Raw genomic sequence first — 18,576 nt, 5'->3', positions numbered from 1 at the left:
ACCTCCGTACGTCACCGCCCGCTGCCCGAGTGCCTGTTGCGCCCCTGACTAGAGTGACGGAACGATCGTTGACCAGGGAGGGTGCTGCATGGACGCGCAACGCTTCGGGGACTTCGTCGGCGTACACCGGCACGGGCACGTGGCCGAACTGCGGCTCGACCGGCCCAAGGCGATGAACGCCGTGTCCACGGCCATGGCGGACGGCATCAGCGCCGCCTGCGCCGCGCTCGCCGCCGACCGGGACGTCCGCGTCACCGTCCTCACCTCCACCCACGAGCGGGCCTTCTGCGTGGGCGCCGACCTGAAGGAACGCAACTCCTTCAGCGACGCCGACCTGATGCGGCAGCGCCCGCGCACCCGGGCCGCCTACACCGGTGTCCTGGAGCTGCCGATGCCCACCGTCGCGGCCGTGCACGGCTTCGCGCTCGGCGGCGGCTTCGAGCTGGCGCTGTCCTGCGACCTGATCGTGGCGGACCGCACGGCGGTGGTCGGGCTGCCCGAGGTGTCGGTCGGCGTCATCCCCGGGGGCGGCGGTACGCAGCTGCTGCCGCGGCGGGTCGGCGCGGCCCGCGCGGCCGAGCTGATCTTCACGGGGCGGCGGGTGGAGGCGGCGGAGGCGCGGGAGCTGGGGCTGGTCGACCATCTGGTGGACGAGGCCCGGGACACGCCGGAAGCCCTGGACCTCGCCGGACGCATCGCCCGCAACTCCCCGGTCGGCCTCCGCGCCGCCAAGCGCGCGCTGCGCCTGGGCCACGGCCTCGACCTGCGCACCGGCCTCGACCTCGAGGACGGCGCCTGGCGCAGCGTCGCCTTCTCGGCGGACCGGGCGGAGGGCGTGGCCGCCTTCGTCGAGAAGCGCAGCCCGGAGTGGCCGGGGGAGTAAGGGGTACCCGGCCCCGCCCGGTCGGAACAGGTCGGTACCGGTCGGAAAGGGCGAACGCTGTGGAACATTCCTACGCTGTAGTGACACGTAGTGCTCACGGTGACGGAATGCGAGGTCCGGTGACGGACGACGGCGATGACAGGCTCCGGGCCGTGGTGGCACTCGCGCAGGCGATGGCGGCGGCGCACACCCCGCGCGCTTCGGCGCGGGCCGCCGCGGACGGGGTGCGGGCGGCCCTGGGGGGCTCGTTCGCGGCGGTCTCGGCCTGGGAACGTGAGCTGGGCCGGCTGAAGGTGCTGGTCAACGTCGGTGAGCTGGCCGACGGGGAGGTGCCGTACCCCGAGGACGAGTCCTACCCGGTGCACGAGTTCCCGGAGATCGTCGGATTCCTGCACGAGCAGTGGGCCGGCGGCGGCCAGCCCAACGCCTGGGTGGAGACCGCCGGGGAGGGGCCGCAGGACGGCCGGTACAACCACCAGCGGGTGGCCGCGCTGCGCCGCCGGGGGCGTGGCTGCTGCGTGGTCGCGCCGATCGTGCTGCACGGGCGGGCGTGGGGCGAGCTGTACGTGGCCCGCTCGGCCGGGGAGCCGGTCTTCACGCGCGCGGACGCGGACTTCGCCACCGTACTGGCCGCGGTGGCGGCGGCCGGGATCGCACAGACCGAGCGACTGGCGGAGGCGCGCCGGCTGGCGTTCACGGACGCGCTGACCGGCCTCGCCAACCGGCGCGCGGTGGACATGCGGCTCGACGAGGCCCTGGAGCGGCACCGGCGGGACGGCGCGGTGGTGAGCCTGGTGGTGTGCGATCTGAACGGGCTGAAGCGGGTGAACGACTCGTGCGGGCACGCCGTCGGTGACCGGCTGCTGGAACGTTTCGGTTCGGTGCTGTCGCTGTGTGGCGCCATACTGCCGGGCGCCCTCGCCGCCCGGCTCGGCGGCGACGAGTTCTGCCTCCTCACGGTGGGCCCGTCGGCCGACGAGGTGGCCAAGGTGGCCGCCGAGCTGTGCGACCGGGCGGCGGAGCTGGAACTCGGCGAGGGGGTGGCGGTCGGCGTCGCGTCGACCGGCGATCCGATCGGCCCGGTGCGCTCGGCCCGTCGGCTGTTCCGGCTGGCGGACGCGGCCCAGTACCGCGCGAAGGGCTCCGGCTCACGCGGACCGGTGGTGGCGGGCCGGGACGGCGGTACGGACGACCCGGTGATCCGCCTGGCCGACGCCCCGAAACGCACCTCGTCGACGGAACGCCGCCGCTTCCGGCGGTGACCGGGCCCGGCCCGCCCGCGGCGTCCGGCCCGCCCGCGTACGAGGCGCGGCCCGCGCGTACGGTGTCCGGCGCGCCGTACCGCACGACGGCCACCGAGGTGGAGATCCAGTGGTGACATCCAGGGATTCAATCTCTAGGGTGCCTGAATATGGATATGCACACTGTGGTGCTGGGGACGTCCGGCACGACCGCACAGGACGTCATCGCCGTCGCCCGCGGCGCCGCCCGTATCGAGCTGTCCGAGGAGGCCATGGCGGCCGTCGCCGCCGCCCGCGCGGTCATCGACGACCTCGCCGCCAAGCCGGACCCGGTGTACGGCGTCTCCACGGGCTTCGGCGCCCTGGCCGTACGCCACATCAGCCCGGAGCTGCGGGCCCAGCTCCAGCGCAACATCGTGCGCTCGCACGCCGCCGGCATGGGCCCGCGGGTGGAGCGCGAGGTGGTGCGCGCGCTGATGTTCCTGCGCCTGAAGACGCTGGCCTCCGGCCGTACCGGCGTCCGGCCGCTCGTCGTCGGCACGATGGCGGAGATCCTCAACGCCGGGATCACCCCGGTCGTCCACGAGTACGGTTCGCTCGGCTGCTCCGGCGACCTCGCGCCGCTGTCGCACTGCGCGCTGACGCTCATGGGCGAGGGTGAGGCGGAGGGCCCCGACGGCGTCGTACGCCCGGCCGGCGAGCTGCTCGCCGAGCACGGCATCGCGCCGGTCGAACTGCGCGAGAAGGAGGGGCTGGCCCTCCTGAACGGCACCGACGGCATGCTCGGCATGCTGGTCATGGCCTGCGCCGACCTGGCCCGCCTCTTCACCACCGCGGACATCACCGCGGCGCTCTCCCTGGAGGCGCTGCTCGGCACGGACAAGGTGCTCGCGCCCGAGCTGCACGCCATCCGCCCGCACCCCGGGCAGGCCGCCTCGGCCGCCAACATGCTCAAGGTCCTGGCCGGTTCGGGACTCACCGGCCACCACCAGGACGACGCGCCGCGCGTCCAGGACGCCTACTCCGTCCGCTGCGCCCCGCAGGTCGCGGGCGCGGGCCGGGACACGCTGGACCACGCCCGCCTGGTCGCGAGCCGTGAGCTGGCCGCCGCCGTCGACAATCCGGTGGTGCTGGAGGACGGCCGGGTCGAGTCGAACGGCAACTTCCACGGCGCGCCGGTCGCGTACGTACTGGACTTCCTCGCCGTCGCCGCGGCCGACCTCGGCTCCATCGCGGAGCGCCGTACGGACCGCCTGCTGGACAAGAACCGCTCGCACGGCCTGCCCGCCTTCCTGGCCGGCGACCCGGGCGTCGACTCGGGCCTGATGATCGCCCAGTACACGCAGGCGGCGCTGGTCAGCGAGCTGAAGCGGCTGGCGGCGCCCGCCTCGGTGGACTCCATCCCGTCTTCCGCGATGCAGGAGGACCACGTCTCGATGGGCTGGTCGGCGGCGCGCAAGCTGCGGACCGCCGTGGACAACCTGACCCGGGTGCTCGCCGTCGAGCTGTACGCGGCGACCCGGGCGGTGGAGATGCGCGCGGGCCTGACCCCGGCGCCGGCCACCCGCGCGGTGCTGGACGCCGTACGGGCCGCGGGGGTCCAGGGCCCGGGGGAGGACCGTTTCCTCGCGCCGGACCTGGAGGCGGCGTACGACTTCGTCCGCGACGGCCGGCTGGTCGCGGCGGTCGAGCAGGTCACGGGCGAGCTGGCCTGACGGACGGGGCGGTGGCGAGCCGGTGACCGGGCGGGGCGGGCGTGGCTCGCTCCGCCCGGTACGTGCTTGCGCTCCGCCGGGCCGCCGTCCGGAGATCCGCGCGGTTCTCCGCGCTTCTTTGCCAGGTCGGGGCCAGGTCGGGTCGGTCAGGCCGCGTCGCCGCGGGTGCGGCGGACGGAGAAGCCGACCAGCCCGGCGCCGATGCCGAGGAAGGCGGCCCCTCCGACGACGTACGGCGTGGTGTCGAACGCGCCGGTGTCGGCGAGCAGCGCCCCCCGCGCGGCAGCGGAACCCTGCTGGTCCGTGCCGGTCTGCGCGGCGGCGTGCGACTGCGTCCTCGGGGCCTGCTGGGCCGACCGGGGGGTGTCGTGCGGCGTCCGTTCGCCGTGTTCGACGGTGGCGTTCGCGGACGGTACGAACCACAGGGCGAGCAGTACCGATCCCGCGGCTGCGGCGGTCAGCAGTGGTCGACGTGCGGTCACGGGCACGGAAACGATCCCCCTTGTGGGCTCGGCAAATTGACCGTTGACAACAGATGTTAGTGACAGCCGCGGGTCGTGGGGAAGTCAGGAGCCGGTGGTGCTTACGCTCCCTGACATGAGCAACGACGAGACATCACGGTTTGTCCGGCTCCATGTCGAACTCGTCATGGAGGTCGCCGACTCGGACCGGCTGACCGGCGCGGCACTCGACCACATCAACGGTGACCCTTCTCTACCCGCGGAGGAGCGTGGCCATGCGCGGGAAACGGTCCAGACCGATCCGGCGGAGGCGCTGGCGTACCTCGTGGACCCCTTCGACCTGGTCGAGGGCGTCCCCGGAGTGGAGCTGACGCAGGCGTCCTGGAGCAGCGAGGAGATCGACTACGACGCCGACGCGGAGTGGGTCCTCGGGCACGACGCCGAGGACGACGACTTCCCGGAGGACGAGGAGCCCGGGACGGCCGGGGCGGACGGGACGTCGGCGGACGGGGTGCGCGTCCGCTTCTGAGGAGCCGTCCGCGGCCGACGCCACGCGATCTCCGTACGGCCGCCACGCGATCTCCGTACGACGGCCGTCGCCGTACGGGGGTCGCGTGGCATTTCCCACAGCCGCCGCAGGCATGGAACGGACGAAACGGAACAGGCGTTCCTGATGGTGTCGGCCGGCGGTCTGCGGCGCGACGCCCGGCTCGGGGGTTTCGGGTTCGGCAGCAAGGCAATGGAGAATCGTGTGATGACGGACAGCAAGCGTCGCAAGGGCCTGATAGCCACTGCCGCGCTGCTCGGGGGTGTGCTGACACTCGGGGCGTGCGGTGGCGGTGACGGCGGTGACGGGGGCGGCCAGGACAACACGAAGAAGGTCGACGAGGCGGCGGCCAAGGACGCCTCGGAAGCCAAGATCAAGATCGAACCGAAGAACGGCTCCACCGACGCGGGCATCAACAGTGCCGCCAAGGTCACCGTCGACGGCGGCAAGCTCACCGACGTCACGATGACCGCCGGTGAGAACAAGAAGCCGGTCGAGGGCACGCTCGCCGCCGACGGCAGCTCCTGGCAGCCGAAGAAGCAGCTGGAGCGCTCGACCAAGTACACGATCACCGCGCACGCCGCCGACGGCGACGGCCGCAAGGCGGTGGAGCATTCGACCTTCACCACGGTCTCCCCGAAGAACAGCTTCATAGGCAACTACACGCCGGAGGACGGCTCGACCGTCGGCGTCGGGATGCCGGTGTCGGTCAACTTCGACAAGCCCGTGAAGAACAAGAAGGACGTCCAGTCCGCGATCAAGGTGGCGTCCAGCAGCAACCAGGAGATCGTCGGCCACTGGTTCGGTGACCAGCGCCTGGACTTCCGCCCCAAGGACTACTGGAAGCCGAATTCCAAGGTCAGCGTGGACCTGAAGCTCGACGGCGTCGAGGCGGCGCCCGGCGTCAAGGGCGTCCAGAACAAGAAGGTCGACTTCCGGATCGGCCGCTCGCAGATCAGCACGGTCGACGCCAAGACCCACCGGATGACCGTGGTCCGCGACGGCAAGACGATCAAGACCATCCCGATCTCGGCGGGCAGCAAGGACCACCCGACGTACAACGGGAAGATGGTCGTCTCGGAGAAGTACCAGCAGACCCGGATGGACGGCTCCACCGTCGGCTTCACCAACAACGACGGCAAGGGCGAGTACGACATCCCCGACGTCCCGCACGCCATGCGGCTGTCCAGCTCCGGCACGTTCCTGCACGGCAACTACTGGGGCAAGGGCATCTTCGGCAACGCCAACACCAGCCACGGCTGCATCGGCCTGGAGGACGTGAAGGGCGCCGGCGACCCCAGCACGGACGGCGCCTGGTTCTACCAGAACTCGCTGGTCGGCGATGTCGTCCACATGGTCAACTCCCCGGACCGGACCATCAAGCCGGACAACGGCCTCAACGGCTGGAACATGGACTGGAACGAGTGGGTGGCGGGCAGCGCCGTGAAGTAGCGCACGGTCGTCCCACGGAGGGCGGGCCCCCGCCGGTGCGCAGGCGGGGGCCCGCCCTCCGTATCGTGACCACGTGAGCAAGCGCGACGACGGACAGCGGCGGCAGGGCGGCCGGGCGGCGGCCGGTGACCTGGTCGGCACCGTACTCGGCACCGTCCGGTACGCCGAGGACGGGACATCCGCCGAGGACGCCCTGGAGGCCGGCGCCTCGATGCTGGCGGCGGCGCCCGCGGGCCCGGAAGCCGTCAGCGCCGCGCTGCTGGCCGCGGCGGAGGACGCCGTACGGCGTTGCTGGCAGGGCGGCTGGCAGCCCGCCGACCTGGAGCGGATCGTACGGCGTGAGACGGGCGGCGGCCCGCGTACCGCCGTCGTCGTGGACGCGATGGCGGCCGAGGCGCAGCGCGCGGGCCGGGCGGCGGAACGCGCCCGCGGCTCCCGCTGGGCGGCCCAGCTACGCGACCTCGAAGCCGAGACCTGGTGGCAGTCGGACTCCCGCTACCTGCAGGAGCTGGCGCACCGCCGCCGCAGCTCACGCTTCGAGACGACGTACGACGTACTGGCAGCGCTGCGCGTCCTGGCGCGCCTGCCCCGCATCACGCCTCTGCCGACCGCTCGGCCCGTACGCGGGGGTGCCCCCGCCGAGTCGCGGCACCTCGGCCGTATCCGCGGGCTGCTGGCCAAGGCCGAGGCCACGGACTACCCGGAGGAGGCGGAGGCGCTGTCGGCCAAGGCCCAGGAGCTGATGGCGCGGCACAGCATCGACGAGGCGCTGCTCGACCTCGCCGGTGGCGATGGCGGTGCGGGTGCGGGTGTCGGCGCCGACGCGGGCCCCGGCACCGGCGGCGGCCGGGGCGCCGGCCCCTCGGCCATCCGCACCGTCCCCTCCGCCATCCGCATCGGCATCGAAGGCCCGTACGAGCAGGCGAAGGCCCTGCTGCTCGACGCCGTCGCCGCCGCCAACCGCTGCCAGGCCGTCTGGTCCGGCGACGTGGCCTTCTCCACCCTCATCGGCTTCGAAGCCGACCTGGAGGCCGCCGAACTCCTCTACACGTCACTGCTTCTCCAGGCCACCACCGCCATGCACCGCGCGGGCGACGCCCACCACAGCCGCGGCCGCTCCCGCCGCACCCGCGACTTCCGCCAGACCTTCCTCGTCGCCTACGCCGACCGCATCCGCACCCGTCTGACCGCGGCCACGCAGGAGGCGACCACCGAGGCCGTGGCCGGCACCCCGGACCTCCTGCCGGTCCTGGCCGCCCGCGAGGTCGCCGTCGCCGAAACCACCGGCGAACTGTTCCCCGACACCGCCGCCGTCCGGATGCGGGGCGTACGCGACGCCGACGGCTGGGAACAGGGCGCCGCGGCAGCCGACCGCGCCCGCCTGGGCCACCGAAAGCCCTGACCCCGGCGGCGGCCCCGAACCTTCCCCGTCCCCCTCGCCCCCTGCGTCATCCGGACCGCTGCGCGGCGCCGGCCGCGTAACAGGCTTCCGGATCCTCCCCTCCGCCCGTCGGCGTGGCGGCGATGACGGCGTCCAGCGTCTCCCGTGCGGCCAGCAGGCCGGCCACGGCCTCGTCGATGCGTTCCCGTTCCCGTTGCAGGTCGGGCAGCATGCCGGAACAGGCCGGCGCCAGGGTCTGCCCGTCGTCGACCATGCAGGGCAGCAGTTCGGCGATCGTGGCGGTGCGGAGACCGGCGCCGAGCAGCATGCGGATGCCCCGGACGGTGGCGATGTCCGCTTCCGTGAATTCGCGGTATCCGCTCACCCGGCGCGACGGCTTGAGCAGCCCCTGTTCCTCGTAGTAGCGCAGCAGGCGTTGGCTGACCCCGGTCCGCCGGGAGAACTCCCCCATACGCATGTGACGACCACCACGTCCAGTTGACTCTCACACCGATGTGAGACAGCAGTCTATTGCGCATGACCGACAACCGATCAGGACCCGTTCAGCACGACCCCGTTACCATCATCGGCCTCGGCCCCATGGGCCTCGCGCTCGCCGAAACGCTCCTGCGCAACGGCCACCCCACGACCGTCTGGAACCGCACCCCGGAGAGAGCCGACACCCTCGTCGCCAAGGGCGCCCGCCGCGCGGGGACGGCCGCCGAAGCGATCTCCGAGAGCCCTGTCACGGTCGTCTGCCTCAAGGACTACGCGTCCATGTACGCGGTTCTCGACTCCGCCGGCGACGCCTTGAAGGGCCGCACCCTGGTGAACCTCAACTCCGGCACGCCGAACGAGGCCCGCGCGGCGTCCAGTTGGGCGGCCGGGCGAGACATCGCCTACCTGGACGGCGCGATCATGGTGCCACCGCCGCTCGTCGGGCATCCCGGGTCCGTCTTCCTCTACAGCGGTGCACGGCATGTCGTCGACGAGCACCGGACGACGCTGGCGAGCATGGGCGACCCCCGGTACCTCGGCCCCGACCCCAGCCTGGCGGTGCTGTACAACACCGCGCTGCTCGACCTGATGTACGCGACCATGAACGGCTTCCTGCACGCCACGGCGCTGGTCGGATCGGCGGACGTCCCGGCAGTCGAGTTCGCCGATCTCGCCCTCAACTGGTTCATGCCCACAGTGGTGAACGCAACCCTCACCGACCAGGCCCCCGCCCTGGACAAGGGCGACTACCCCGGCGACGCGGGCACCATGGAAATGAACCTCCACGCGCTCGACCACATCGCCCGCACCTGCGGGGAACAGGGCATCCACACCGACCAGCCGCAGCTCATGAAGGCGATCGCCGAGCAGGCGATCGCCCAAGGCCACGGCGGCAAGAACTACCTGGCCGTGCACGAAGTCTTCAAGAAGCCGACCCGGCCCCACCGCCCCGACTGACCCCCCGGCACCTCTCCACTCCCCCCTCCGCGAGCGCCCGGAAGCCCTCCGCCGCCCCGCCCACCAGCTTCCGGGCCTCCCGACCCACCAGCCCGCTCACCACCGTCACCCCCGGGCCGCCGCCACTCCGTCATCCGCCGCTGCCTTACCCCCGGGGTAATGGCCTCCGACCGTCCTCCGCCGACACAGTGAGAACAACGAACCAGCCCCACAAGCGCCTTACGGAGGACCCGTGCCCGCCTACGCCTTCGCCCACCTCCGCGACCGCGAGCCCCACCCCGACGTGTACGCGTACCTGGAGCTGATCCAGGCCACGCTCGCGCCGTACTCCGGGCGCTTCCTCGCGCACGGGGACAAGCTGGAGGTACGGGAGGGGGAGTGGCCGGGCAGCCTCGTCCTGCTGGAGTTCCCCGGGCTCGCCGAGGCCCGCGCCTGGTACGGCTCCGACGCCTACCAGGAAATCCTCCCCCTGCGCACCCGCCACATAGCGGGCGACGTCATCCTCTTCCCCGGCCTTCCCGCCGCCTACGACCCCACCGCCCGCGCCGAAGCCCTGAAGGCGGCCGAAGCACGTACGCCGCCTCAGTGAACGACGACCCCGGGGACCAGGGCGACGAGCCCGGAGACGAAACTCCCCAGCCCGGCCAGCGTGATGACGATGGCCTTGCCGTCCGAGAACAGTCCCGCGCAGAACGCGCGCACCTGCCGCCGGACGATCAGCATCTTCAGCTTCTGCCAGCGGTGCTGGCGGATGTGGCACCCCAGCAGTAGCCCATAGGCGTTGTTGCGGCAGCCGTCCGTGCGTCCGCGCACCGGGGCGCCGCACGGCACCGGCGCCTGGAAGAAGCTCCACAGGAACACGGCTGCGGACAAGGTGATCACCACAGCCGGACCCGCGGCGGCATGAGCCCACGCCGCGATCAGCAAGACGCCGGCCAGAACGCCCCACCACTGCCTCAGTCCACCGAAATGCCCGCCCCGTGCCCCCGAAGTCGCCATGGGAAAAGGGTGGCGGCTCAGGGGCGCGATGACGCCCGGAAAGAGCTGTTCGTCTGAAAGTGAGACTGCGGCTTCCGCAACGGGCATCCGACTGGTCCACCGGACCCGAACGCAGTACCGGCCCCGGCCCGCCCCACCGTCCCCGGCACAGCCATCAACCCCTCACTCACCCCACACGGCCTGCGCCACCCCCCCCTCACCGGGCAGCTCACTCCCGTCCGCCCCGATTGCGCCGTACTCCCGCCAGAAGGAAAGGCGATCAAAGCGCCACTCCCCCCTTGTCCTGCGGTCGGCTCACAACCCGGTCACGTACCCGTCATCAGTGTTTGCCGTACACAGAGCAGTCTGGGCCCTCACGATGCACACACCATCGTGAAAGGCCACACATGACCACCACTCTCACCAAGGGCGGCAACGCACCTCTGCCGACCGGGACCTGCCGTGTCTCCCTCACATCGTCCGCCGGCATCGATGTCTCCGCCGTCCTTCTTGGACCGGACGGCAAGGTGCGAAGCGATGACGACCTCGTGTTTTACCACCATCTGTCACAAGACGGCGTCGCCGTGAAAGGCCAGACCATCGTCGCGAACCTGGCGGCGGTCCCGTCCACGGTGGAACGCATAGCAGTTGTCGCCAGCATCGATCCGGAGCTCCCCGTCGCCCACTTCGATACGAGTAACACTCCGCAGGTCGTCATCCACAGCGAGGGTGCAAAGATCAGTTTCGTGCCACCCCCTCTGAAGAATTCGGAGACAGTGGCCGTCCTGGTGGAACTGTACAGACGAGGCGACGGATGGAAGGCGCGGGCAGTAGGCCAGGGTTGGGACACAGGATTGGCGGGGCTGGCTGCGGACGTCGGGATTGTCGTCGACGACCCCGCGCCGTCCCAGGCCCCGTCCCCACCTGCCCCAGTGACGCCCCGGCCTGTGGTCCCGCTGGGCAAAGTCGCCCTCTCCAAGGCCGGTCGAGCCACCATCGACATGAGCAAGGACGACCCGGGCCTCGTCGTCACCGCCACCCTTGAATGGAACGGTGGCAGCGCTGCTCGACGGAGAGCAGGAGCTGATCTCGACCTGTACGCGTTTTTCGTCCCCGGAAGTCTTGTCACGCCGCAAGGGAAGCGCCCGAACAAGACCGATGACGTGGTCTACTACCGCCAACTCGGATCGCTCTCCGTAGCGCCCTACATGGCTCTGGACGGCGATTCCCGAGTGCCCGGTCGTGAGACGGTCACGATCCGTCGCCCTGACCTGCAGGGGTACGTCCTCTTGTGTGCCTACAGCGCCGTAGAGAACGGCACGGGTTCATTCAAGTCCTACGGTGCCCGCGTGGTCGTCACTGATGGGCGAGGATCCACCGTGACGGTGCCACTCTTCAACAATCGCAACCTGTCCTATTGGGTGGCTATCGCCCTGCTTGACTTCACCGTCCCCAGCGGTGTGCAGATCCGGCACGTGGAGAAGTACAGCGGAAACCACGTCGAGGCCCGGCCGGTGCTGTACTCCAGCGGGAACTTCCGGATGAGTACTGGAAAGGTCGAATTCAAGACCAGGTAGTTGTTGAGCGGCGTTCGACGAAGCTGGACTCTGGCCATGTAGTGATCGGCTCACTGGACGCAGAGTAAATCTCCAGCAGCGAGACACAGCCGTCCTTCGTGAAGACCAGCACTCCGGCGTTCTCCGGTTGCACGTACCAGGCGTCCGCAGCCGGATTGCCGTGAGGGGCTCAGTCTTCCGCCTTGGCCACCCCCACCGGGCAGCTCACCCCCGTCCCCCCGATCCCGCAGTATCCCGCCGGATTCTTGTCCAGGTACTGCTGGTGGTAGCCCTCGGCCGGGTAGAAGGGGCGGTCGGTGGCCGGGAGGATCTCGGTGGTGATGTCGCCGTGGCCGGCGGCGTGGAGGACGGACTGGTAGGCGGTGCGGGAGGCTTCGGCTGCCTGGTGGTCGGCGGGGGAGTGGGTGTAGATCGCGGAGCGGTACTGGGTGCCGGTGTCGTTGCCCTGGCGGAAGCCCTGGGTGGGGTCGTGGGACTCCCAGAAGAGCTTCAGGAGGGCGGCGTAGGAGACCTTGGCGGGGTCGTAGACGACGCGGACCGCTTCGGTGTGGCCCGTCAGGCCGCTGCACACCTCTTCGTAGGTGGGGTTCGGGGTGTGGCCGCCCTGGTAGCCGGCCAGCGTCGTCCAGACGCCCTCGGTCTGCCAGAACTTGCGCTCGGCGCCCCAGAAGCAGCCCAGGCCGAAGTCGGCGGTCCGCAGGTGCTCGGGGTAGGGGCCGAGGAGCGGGGTGCCGAGGACCGTGTGCCGGTCGGGGACGGTGAAGTCGCGTTCGGGGCGGCCCTTCAGGGCCTCCTCCGGGGAGGGCAGGGCGTTCTTGAAGCGGTTGAAGAGCATGGCGTCTCGCTCCGGGGGTGAGGGAAGAGGGCGGTGACCGGCTGCCGGGACAACGCCGGGCGCGGGAGCCGCATTCCGGGGGGCGGGGACGGAAGCGGGGTTGGAGGCGTCGCCGGGTCGGCCGGTGGTCACGGGTGCGGGCGGAAGTCGGACGACGTGCCGCCGCCGCGTTCCCAGCCGGCCACGGCCAGGGCGCGGTACGCGGCGTACTCGGCGGCGGGGCTGCTGCCGTACGACCACGGGACGGCGCCGACATGGCCGTCGACCAGACGGAGCTGCTCCACGGCTTCCGCGTAGCGCTCGGCGTGCACGAGGAACCAGATGAGCAGGTGCCGGACGTGCGGGGCCATGGGGTGGTCCGCCGGGGCCTCGCGCAGGGCGAAGTGCGCGCCTTCGATCGCGCGTTCGACGACGGCGCTCTGGAAGAGGCCGCGGACCATGTTGGCCTCGGGCAGGTGGTCGTAGACGGCGAAGAGCGGGAGAGCGGGGAGCAGGCTCTTGGCGGGGGCGGCCGAGGCTGCGCTCTCGGTGAACGCGGCGGCCTCCTCCTTGGAGCCGTGCCACTTCTGCGACCAGTAGGGCAGGGCGGCGAGGTGCGCGCCCATGTGGTGCGGGGCACGCTGGGCGACCTTCGACCACAGAGCGTCGTAGTCCGCGCGGCGGTCGCCGAGGCCGCGGGCGACGGCCAGCTCGGTGATGTACGGGACGGGGCTGCCGGGGGCCAGCAGGGCCGCCTCGTGGCAGACCGTCCGGGCCTCCTCCAGGATCATGCGGAAATCCTGCGAGCCGGGGTCGCGCAGCGCCTGGATGACGAGGAACTGGGCGTGGGTCTGGGCGCCGCCCGGGTCCTTGGGCGCCTCGGAGCGCCACGTACGCAGCCAGATGCCGCCCTGCCCGGGCCGCTCCGCCAGCTCGAACGCCGCGGCTCCGGCGAGCGTCTGCACCCGCTGCCAGCGGCGCTCCCAGTCCTCGCCGGTGGCGCTCAGCAGTTGGGCGGCCGGACGCCAGTCGTGGCCGCGCCGGATCTCGTCGAGGGTGTCCTCCAACTCCTGGTCGGGGCCCGGCAGCCGTACGTCGAGCTCCTGGGCCGGCACGAATCCGTAGCCCGCCATGGGGTCGGCGGCCACCGCCAGCCCCTGCTGGGCCTGCTGCGCGGCCTGCCGGCGCCGCAGCCAGGGCAGCAGGACAAGACCGCCGAGCGCGGCAGCGGCGAAGAGAACCAGCAGAACGTCCATGTGGTCAGTCTCGGATTCCGGTCTTGGGGTGCGGATGGGGGTGAGGGTGGAGACGAGGGCGGGGAGTGTGGCTTGGTGGTGTCGCGGCAAGGATGGAGCGGGGTGGAGCGCGTATGTGTCTTGTATGTATCCACTATCCAGCGAAGCAGAAAGTTCCGAAAAGTTCGCGGGTGTGGACGACTACCCTCGGCAGACATGAGCGATCAGCGCGAGCAGCGCCCCCAGAATTTCGAGACCCTTGCCATTCACGCAGGTCAGGAGCCCGACGAGGCGACCGGCGCGGTGGTACCGCCCATCTATCAGGTGTCCACCTACAAGCAGGACGGCGTGGGCGGGCTGCGCGGCGGCTACGAGTACAGCCGCAGCGCGAACCCGACCCGTACCGCCCTGGAGGAGAACCTGGCCGCCCTCGACGGCGGCCGCCGCGGCCTGGCCTTCGCCTCCGGGCTCGCGGCCGAGGACTGCCTGCTGCGCACCCTCCTGGTCCCCGGCGACCACGTGGTCATCCCCAATGACGCGTACGGCGGCACGTTCCGCCTCATTTCGAAGGTCGTCGAGCGGTGGGGTGTGGAGTGGTCGGTCGCCGACACCTCCGACCCGCAGGCCGTACGGGACGCGCTGCGCCCCCGTACCAAGGCGATCTGGGTGGAGACGCCCAGCAACCCGCTCCTCGGCATCACGGACATCGCCGCGCTCGCGGCCGTGGCGCGCGACGCCGGGGTCCGCCTGGTCGTGGACAACACCTTCGCCAGCCCCTACCTCCAGCAGCCGCTGGCCCTCGGCGCGGACGTGGTGGTCTACTCCACGACCAAGTACATGGGCGGCCACTCGGACGTGGTCGGCGGCGCGCTCGTGGTCGACGACGCCGAGCTGGGCGACGAACTGGCCTACCACCAGAACGCGATGGGCGCGGTCGCCGGACCGTTCGACGCGTGGCTGGTGATGCGCGGTCTGAAGACGCTGGCCGTACGGATGGACCGGCACAGCGCCAACGCGACCCGGATCGCCGAGCTGCTCGCCTCGCACGACAAGGTGTCGCAGGTCCTCTACCCGGGCCTGAAGGACCACCCCGGCCACGAGGTCGCCGCCAAGCAGATGCGTTCCTTCGGCGGCATGGTCTCGTTCCGTGTCGCGGGCGGCGAGGAGGCCGCGGTGGAGGTCTGCAACCGTGCCAAGCTGTTCACCCTCGGTGAGTCGCTGGGCGGCGTGGAGTCGCTGATCGAGCACCCGGGCCGGATGACGCACGCCTCGACGGCGGGTTCGCTGCTGGAGGTCCCGAACGACCTCGTGCGGCTCTCGGTCGGCATCGAGTCGGTCGACGACCTGGTCGCGGACCTCACCCAGGCGCTGGGCTAGGAAACGCTCAGGCGCTGGGCCGGGAGACGGCCCTGGCGCCGAACCGGGAGACGCCTTGGCGCCGAACCGGGAAACGGCCCTGGCGCCGAACCGGGAAACGGCCCTGGCGCCGGGCTTGAGGGGCGTACTCCAGACGCCGGCCTTGAGGGGCGAACCTCCGGTGCCGGGCTTGAGTGGCACTGTCGGGCGCCGACCTTGAGGGGCACCGTCAGGCGCTGGGACAGCGGCGCCTGAGGCGCCCGGCCCTCCGCTCACCACCCTTCCAGTGGAGGGGTGGTGTGCGCCGGCGGCGGCAGCCACGGCTGGTCGACGGCCGCCCAGGCCAGGAGCGCCGCCAGCGCCGCAACGGTCAGCAGCCACAGCAGCCGGCGCGCCAGCCGCCGGTGGACCAGCAGCCGCCGGCCGCTGGCGGCGGCGCGCAGCGCCAGGTCGGGCGGGACCGGCGGATGCGGTCCGTCCAGCATCCGCCGTACCTCGGCCTCCTTGCGGTCCGGAAGGCTCATGGCGCGGCGGCTTCCGGGTGCGGGGCCGGTGGAAGTGGCTCCGGGGCGGGCGGCGCGGGTGGTGCGGGTGGTGCGCCCGGCGCGTCGGCGGGCCTCGGTGCCGGCACGCCGGAGGGTTCCGCCGCCGGTGCGCCGACCCGTACCGGCGGCTCCCCGCGCCCGGCAGGAGGGCGGCTGCGCATGTGCCCCACGGCCCGCAGGCACAGCGTGTGGACGCGTTCGGCGGGCAGGCCCAACTGCGCGGCGGTCTGCTCCTCGGCGACGCCCTCGTAGAGGCGCAGGACGAGCACCAGCCGCTCCTGCGGGGACAGTCGCCCCAGAAGGCCGCCGGGCGGTGGTCGTCTGCCGTGGGCCAGGGCGCGGGGGAGCCGTTCCCGCCAGGCGGAGTGCGCGAAGCAGGCGGCCATCTCCTGGCGCGTGCGGTCGTACGGGTCCTCGCCGCGCAGCCGGTCCCAGGCGGCGTACGTACGGGCCAGCGCCAGGATCAGCAGGCGCTCGGCGGCGGGCGCGCGCCGGTCCTCCGGCTCGGCGGTCAGCAGCGTGGCGGCGCGCAGCAGACGGCCGGCCGCGCCCGCGACGAACGCCTCGAACTCCCGGGCACGACGGCGTTCCTGGGCTGCCCGCCGCTCTCGCACAGCTCCATGGCACGGCAGGCCCGGCACGCGGTCAAGAGGCGGCAGGGAAAAAACCGGGGGGCGAGCATGGCCGGCTGCCGCTACGCCGCTGCCGCGCGGCGGCCGGGCCGCCGGCCGCCGAGGAACCGACGGGACGGGGTCCGGCCGCTCAGGAGCTGGACGGCACCGGCGGCAGCGTCGCGGTGACCGTGGACAGGGAGGCGTTGAAGCGCGTCAGCAGGCTGCAGAAGGAGTCCCGCTCCTCCTCCGTCCACTCCTCCGTGACCAGCGCCATCAGGGCGCGGCGGGAGGCCCGTACCTCTTCCAGCCGGGACCGGCCGCGCTCGGAGAGCTGGAGCACGACCGCACGGCCGTCCTCGGGGTGCGAGGCGCGGTTGACCAGGCCGGAGTCGACCAGCGGGGCGACCTGCCGGGTGACGGTCGAGGAGTCGATGCCCATGCCGGCGGCCAGCGCCTTGACACCCATCGGGCCCTCTTTGTCCAGGCGGTTGAGGAGCAGGTAGGCGGCACGGTCCATGGAATTGCGTGCCTGGCCGACGCCGCCGAGCCGGCTCTGTTCGGCGCGGCGGGCGAAAACGGCGACTTGGTGTTGCAGCGCGTCGAGAAGAGCGGGGTCGGTGTGGGTCGTCATGTCCGAAGAGGTGGGCATGGCCGGGAGCTCGCTTCATGGGATGCGTACGGATTGGGGGACAGAGTACGCGGCCCCGGCGCGGACCGTACCGGCGCTGTCCAAAGACGTGCCTACGTGGCACCGGTCCGGCGGCCCCGGGCATCCGCCGCGGACCGAACTGTAAGACTGGGTTTCATGGCCGATCACACGCCGCACGAGCACGCTCCTGCCTCCGGTTCCCCTTCGGATTCCGCTTCCGCTTCTGCCACCGGTCAGCGACCCGGTCCGGCATCGGTCCCGGCGCGTGCGGAGGCGTCCGGTACCGGTGCGGAACCGGCGTCGAATTCCGGTTCCGCCTCCGTTTCCGGTCCGGGCGCGGGCCCGGTGGCCGCCGCCTCCGCCGCGCTCACCGTCGAGGACGTACGGGAGGCGCAGAAGATCCTGTCCGGCGTCTCGCGGTCCACCGCCTTGGAGGGGAGCCGGCACCTGTCCGGTCTGGTGGGGGCCCCGGTGCATCTGAAGTGCGAGAACCTGCAACGCACCGGCTCCTTCAAAATACGTGGCGCGTACGTGCGGATCGCGGCGCTCTCCCCGCGGGAGCGGGCGGCCGGTGTGGTCGCCGCCAGCGCCGGCAACCACGCGCAGGGCGTGGCGCTGGCGGCCTCGCTGCTCGGGGTGCGCTCGACGGTGTTCATGCCGGTCGGCGCGCCGCTGCCGAAGGTCGCCGCGACCCGTGAGTACGGCGCCGAGGTGCGGCTGCACGGCCAGGTCGTGGACGAGACGCTGGCGGCGGCGCGGGAGTACGCCGACGCGACGGGCGCGGTCTTCATCCACCCCTTCGACCACCGGGACATCATCGCGGGCCAGGGCACGGTCGGCCTGGAGATCCTCGAACAGTGCCCGGAGGTGCGCACGATCGTCGTGGGCATCGGCGGCGGCGGGCTCGTCGCGGGCATCGCCCTGGCGGTCAAGGCGCTGCGGCCGGACGTGCGGATCGTCGGGGTGCAGGCGGCGGGCGCGGCCGCCTATCCGCCCTCGCTGGCGGCCGGGCGGCCGGTCTCGATCGAGGCGCCGGTGACGATGGCGGACGGTATCAAGGTCGGGCGCCCCGGCGACGTGCCGTTCAAAATCGTCGGCGATCTCGTCGACGAGGTCCGTACCGTGTCCGAGGACGAGCTCTCCAGCGCTCTGCTGCTCTGCCTGGAGCGGGCCAAGCTGGTCGTGGAGCCGGCGGGGGCGAGTCCGGTGGCGGCGCTGCTGTCGAGGCCCGAGTCCTTCGAAGGCCCGGTGGTCGCGGTGCTGTCCGGGGGAAATGTCGACCCGCTGCTGATGCAGCGCATCCTGCGGCACGGCATGGCCGCGGCGGGGCGTTACCTGTCGCTGCGCCTGCGGCTGACGGACCGGCCGGGGGCGCTGGCGACGCTGCTCGCGGTGCTGTCGGAGGTCGACGCGAACGTCCTGGACGTGAGCCATGTGCGGACCGATCCGCGGCTCGGGCTCACGGAAGCGGAGGTGGAGCTGCATCTGGAGACCAAGGGTCCGGAGCACTGCACGGAGGTCAGTTCGGCCCTGGAGGCGGCGGGTTACACCGTCATGGGGTGAGGTGCGCCGCGGGCGGACGTGCACGACGTGCGCCGCGGGCGTACGTGCGTGAGGTGCGCCATGGGCGGATGTGTGCCGTGGCGCGCGGCTGAGCTGACCGGCCGCGCGGC

The 18,576-nt window shown here is 72.0% G+C and carries 19 protein-coding genes; 11 read left to right on the top strand and 8 right to left on the bottom strand.

Annotation, left to right across the window (positions count from 1 at the left end):
* Nucleotides 1-88: 88 nt before the first annotated feature.
* From AB0A97_RS39475 to hutH, 3 genes are all read left to right on the top strand, one after another.
* A complete protein-coding gene (locus AB0A97_RS39475) occupies nucleotides 89-883 on the top strand; it encodes an enoyl-CoA hydratase-related protein (protein WP_361160246.1) in 795 nt (264 codons plus the stop codon).
* Nucleotides 884-990: 107 nt separating this feature from the next.
* A complete protein-coding gene (locus AB0A97_RS39470; RefSeq protein ID WP_361160243.1) occupies nucleotides 991-2,145 on the top strand; it encodes a GGDEF domain-containing protein in 1,155 nt (384 codons plus the stop codon).
* Between the two features lie 149 nt (nucleotides 2,146-2,294).
* A complete protein-coding gene (gene hutH, locus AB0A97_RS39465; protein ID WP_361160240.1) occupies nucleotides 2,295-3,839 on the top strand; it encodes a histidine ammonia-lyase in 1,545 nt (514 codons plus the stop codon).
* A 146-nt stretch (nucleotides 3,840-3,985) separates the two neighbouring features.
* Here hutH and AB0A97_RS39460 read toward each other — a convergent pair whose 3' ends face one another.
* Nucleotides 3,986-4,321, bottom strand: a complete 336-nt coding sequence (locus AB0A97_RS39460; protein ID WP_361160237.1) for a hypothetical protein — start codon at nucleotides 4,319-4,321, stop codon at nucleotides 3,986-3,988.
* Nucleotides 4,322-4,436: 115 nt separating this feature from the next.
* Here AB0A97_RS39460 and AB0A97_RS39455 point away from each other — a divergent pair, with 115 nt between their 5' ends.
* The 3 genes from AB0A97_RS39455 (at nucleotide 4,437) to AB0A97_RS39445 (ending at nucleotide 7,701) form a co-directional block, all read left to right on the top strand.
* Nucleotides 4,437-4,829, top strand: coding sequence for a hypothetical protein (locus AB0A97_RS39455; protein WP_125054538.1), 393 nt, complete (start codon nucleotides 4,437-4,439; stop codon nucleotides 4,827-4,829).
* A gap of 225 nt (nucleotides 4,830-5,054) precedes the next feature.
* Nucleotides 5,055-6,299 (top strand): Ig-like domain-containing protein, encoded by a 1,245-nt coding sequence (locus tag AB0A97_RS39450; RefSeq protein WP_361160233.1) that lies wholly within the window; start codon nucleotides 5,055-5,057, stop codon nucleotides 6,297-6,299.
* Between the two features lie 73 nt (nucleotides 6,300-6,372).
* Nucleotides 6,373-7,701 carry a DUF2786 domain-containing protein gene (locus AB0A97_RS39445; protein WP_361160230.1) on the top strand — a complete coding sequence of 443 codons (1,329 nt, stop codon included), beginning with the start codon at nucleotides 6,373-6,375 and terminating at the stop codon, nucleotides 7,699-7,701.
* A 46-nt stretch (nucleotides 7,702-7,747) separates the two neighbouring features.
* Here the strand turns inward: AB0A97_RS39445 and AB0A97_RS39440 are convergent, their stop codons facing one another.
* Nucleotides 7,748-8,158 carry a MerR family transcriptional regulator gene (locus AB0A97_RS39440; protein WP_361160227.1) on the bottom strand — a complete coding sequence of 137 codons (411 nt, stop codon included), beginning with the start codon at nucleotides 8,156-8,158 and terminating at the stop codon, nucleotides 7,748-7,750.
* A 59-nt stretch (nucleotides 8,159-8,217) separates the two neighbouring features.
* Here AB0A97_RS39440 and AB0A97_RS39435 point away from each other — a divergent pair, with 59 nt between their 5' ends.
* Entirely contained in the window at nucleotides 8,218-9,135 is a 918-nt protein-coding gene (locus AB0A97_RS39435; RefSeq protein ID WP_361160224.1) for an NAD(P)-binding domain-containing protein, read from the top strand.
* A gap of 232 nt (nucleotides 9,136-9,367) precedes the next feature.
* Entirely contained in the window at nucleotides 9,368-9,724 is a 357-nt protein-coding gene (locus tag AB0A97_RS39430) for a DUF1330 domain-containing protein (protein WP_361160221.1), read from the top strand.
* Here AB0A97_RS39430 and AB0A97_RS39425 read toward each other — a convergent pair.
* Nucleotides 9,718-10,134, bottom strand: coding sequence for a hypothetical protein (locus AB0A97_RS39425; protein WP_361160218.1), 417 nt, complete (start codon nucleotides 10,132-10,134; stop codon nucleotides 9,718-9,720). The two genes, AB0A97_RS39430 and AB0A97_RS39425, sit on opposite strands and share 7 nt — an antisense overlap.
* 386 nt (nucleotides 10,135-10,520) lie before the next feature.
* Between AB0A97_RS39425 and AB0A97_RS39420 the strand changes: the two genes are divergently transcribed.
* Nucleotides 10,521-11,690: a TerD family protein gene (locus AB0A97_RS39420; RefSeq protein ID WP_361160215.1), complete on the top strand. Its 1,170-nt coding sequence runs from the start codon at nucleotides 10,521-10,523 to the stop codon at nucleotides 11,688-11,690.
* A 169-nt stretch (nucleotides 11,691-11,859) separates the two neighbouring features.
* On the opposite strand, the gene msrA is transcribed toward AB0A97_RS39420, so the two are convergent.
* Both msrA and AB0A97_RS39410 read right to left on the bottom strand, forming a co-directional pair.
* Nucleotides 11,860-12,525: a peptide-methionine (S)-S-oxide reductase MsrA gene (msrA, locus tag AB0A97_RS39415; RefSeq protein WP_361160212.1), complete on the bottom strand. Its 666-nt coding sequence runs from the start codon at nucleotides 12,523-12,525 to the stop codon at nucleotides 11,860-11,862.
* 128 nt (nucleotides 12,526-12,653) lie between these two features.
* Nucleotides 12,654-13,760 carry a hypothetical protein gene (locus AB0A97_RS39410; RefSeq protein WP_361160209.1) on the bottom strand — a complete coding sequence of 369 codons (1,107 nt, stop codon included), beginning with the start codon at nucleotides 13,758-13,760 and terminating at the stop codon, nucleotides 12,654-12,656.
* Nucleotides 13,761-13,955: 195 nt separating this feature from the next.
* Between AB0A97_RS39410 and AB0A97_RS39405 the strand changes: the two genes are divergently transcribed.
* Nucleotides 13,956-15,116, top strand: a complete 1,161-nt coding sequence (locus AB0A97_RS39405) for a cystathionine gamma-synthase (protein WP_361160206.1) — start codon at nucleotides 13,956-13,958, stop codon at nucleotides 15,114-15,116.
* 251 nt (nucleotides 15,117-15,367) lie between these two features.
* On the opposite strand, the gene AB0A97_RS39400 is transcribed toward AB0A97_RS39405, so the two are convergent.
* The 3 genes from AB0A97_RS39400 to AB0A97_RS39390 form a co-directional block, all read right to left on the bottom strand.
* Entirely contained in the window at nucleotides 15,368-15,619 is a 252-nt protein-coding gene (locus tag AB0A97_RS39400; protein WP_361160203.1) for a hypothetical protein, read from the bottom strand.
* A complete protein-coding gene (locus tag AB0A97_RS39395) occupies nucleotides 15,616-16,254 on the bottom strand; it encodes a sigma factor-like helix-turn-helix DNA-binding protein (protein WP_361160200.1) in 639 nt (212 codons plus the stop codon). The genes AB0A97_RS39400 and AB0A97_RS39395 overlap by 4 nt, the downstream gene beginning before the upstream one ends.
* 148 nt (nucleotides 16,255-16,402) lie before the next feature.
* The gene (locus AB0A97_RS39390; RefSeq protein WP_031007890.1) at nucleotides 16,403-16,903 is read right to left on the bottom strand and encodes a MarR family transcriptional regulator; all 501 of its coding nucleotides are present in this window, start codon (nucleotides 16,901-16,903) and stop codon (nucleotides 16,403-16,405) included.
* Nucleotides 16,904-17,248: 345 nt separating this feature from the next.
* Between AB0A97_RS39390 and ilvA the strand changes: the two genes are divergently transcribed.
* Nucleotides 17,249-18,466: a threonine ammonia-lyase gene (gene ilvA / locus AB0A97_RS39385; RefSeq protein ID WP_361160196.1), complete on the top strand. Its 1,218-nt coding sequence runs from the start codon at nucleotides 17,249-17,251 to the stop codon at nucleotides 18,464-18,466.
* The last annotated feature ends 110 nt before the right edge of the window (nucleotides 18,467-18,576 follow it).

It is taken from the genome of Streptomyces sp. NPDC045470 (genome assembly GCF_040646595.1).
In the GTDB taxonomy this organism is placed as follows: domain Bacteria; phylum Actinomycetota; class Actinomycetes; order Streptomycetales; family Streptomycetaceae; genus Streptomyces.
Note: the sequence above shows the minus strand (reverse complement) of the source record. Positions and strands in the feature narration are given on the sequence as shown.

Excerpts from the sequence above, each read along its gene's own strand:
- AB0A97_RS39470 (WP_361160243.1), top strand. The coding sequence starts at position 991 with ATGCGAGGTCCGGTGACGGACGACGGCGATGACAGGCTCCGGGCCGTG.
- AB0A97_RS39455 (WP_125054538.1), top strand. The coding sequence starts at position 4,437 with ATGAGCAACGACGAGACATCACGGTTTGTCCGGCTCCATGTCGAACTC.
- AB0A97_RS39475 (WP_361160246.1), top strand. The coding sequence starts at position 89 with ATGGACGCGCAACGCTTCGGGGACTTCGTCGGCGTACACCGGCACGGG.
- hutH (WP_361160240.1), top strand. The coding sequence starts at position 2,295 with ATGGATATGCACACTGTGGTGCTGGGGACGTCCGGCACGACCGCACAG.
- AB0A97_RS39440 (WP_361160227.1), bottom strand. The coding sequence starts at position 8,158 with ATGCGTATGGGGGAGTTCTCCCGGCGGACCGGGGTCAGCCAACGCCTG.
- AB0A97_RS39405 (WP_361160206.1), top strand. The coding sequence starts at position 13,956 with ATGAGCGATCAGCGCGAGCAGCGCCCCCAGAATTTCGAGACCCTTGCC.
- msrA (WP_361160212.1), bottom strand. The coding sequence starts at position 12,525 with ATGCTCTTCAACCGCTTCAAGAACGCCCTGCCCTCCCCGGAGGAGGCC.
- AB0A97_RS39400 (WP_361160203.1), bottom strand. The coding sequence starts at position 15,619 with ATGAGCCTTCCGGACCGCAAGGAGGCCGAGGTACGGCGGATGCTGGAC.
- AB0A97_RS39425 (WP_361160218.1), bottom strand. The coding sequence starts at position 10,134 with ATGGCGACTTCGGGGGCACGGGGCGGGCATTTCGGTGGACTGAGGCAG.
- AB0A97_RS39435 (WP_361160224.1), top strand. The coding sequence starts at position 8,218 with ATGACCGACAACCGATCAGGACCCGTTCAGCACGACCCCGTTACCATC.
- AB0A97_RS39450 (WP_361160233.1), top strand. The coding sequence starts at position 5,055 with ATGACGGACAGCAAGCGTCGCAAGGGCCTGATAGCCACTGCCGCGCTG.
- AB0A97_RS39390 (WP_031007890.1), bottom strand. The coding sequence starts at position 16,903 with ATGCCCACCTCTTCGGACATGACGACCCACACCGACCCCGCTCTTCTC.
- AB0A97_RS39410 (WP_361160209.1), bottom strand. The coding sequence starts at position 13,760 with ATGGACGTTCTGCTGGTTCTCTTCGCCGCTGCCGCGCTCGGCGGTCTT.
- AB0A97_RS39420 (WP_361160215.1), top strand. The coding sequence starts at position 10,521 with ATGACCACCACTCTCACCAAGGGCGGCAACGCACCTCTGCCGACCGGG.